The organism is Streptomyces sp. A 4/2 (assembly GCF_940670765.1).
Taxonomy (GTDB): Bacteria; Actinomycetota; Actinomycetes; order Streptomycetales; family Streptomycetaceae; genus Streptomyces.
Genome location: NZ_CALNVW010000088.1, coordinates 1 through 711 on the forward strand (window position 1 = coordinate 1; position 711 = coordinate 711).

Genomic DNA, 711 nt, shown 5'->3' on the forward strand with positions numbered 1-711 from the left:
GTGGGTGACCTCTCCCCCTGGACGACCGTCGAACCGCAGACCATCCGCCTCTACCCGGGAACCACCGGGAGCGTGCAGCTGACCTTCGCTCCGCCCCGCACCCCCGACGCCACCGCCGGACCCACCCCCTACGGCGTCCAGATCATCCCGACCGAACACCCCCAGGCCACCACGGTCCCCGAGGGCAACGTCACCGTCACCCCCTTCACCGAAGTACGCGCCGAACTCGTCCCCCACACCGTCAAAGGCCGCTTCCGAGGACGCCCCCGCCTCGCCATCGACAACATCGGCAACGTCAAACTCACCGCCTCCGTCAACGGCACCGACAACAGCGACCAACTCTCCTACGACATCCACCCCGCCAACGTCCAGATCGAACCCGGCCGCGCCGCCTTCCTCAAAACCACCCTCAAACCAAGACAGATCATCTGGGCCGGAGCGAAACAGTCCCGCCCCTACAACCTCGCCATCCAACGCTCAGGCGCCGAACCCCTCCCCGTCCAGGGCACCTACATCCAACCCGGACTCCTCCCCCGCTGGCTCGGCGTCATCATCAGCATGCTCATCGCCCTCACCATCGCCCTCGTCATGGTCTGGATCGCCTACAAACCCTCCGTAGCCAGCCAAGCCACCGAACGCAGCGACGTCGGCAAATCCACCCTCGCCCCACCACCACCCGCACCCTCCGCACCCGCACCCCCCGACCCCGAA

General features: G+C 67.2%; 1 pseudogene. It reads left to right on the forward strand.

The annotated features are described in order from the left end of the window. Positions 1-711 (forward strand): annotated as a pseudogene (locus NBY69_RS37140) (hydrogenase expression protein); the annotation flags it as partial.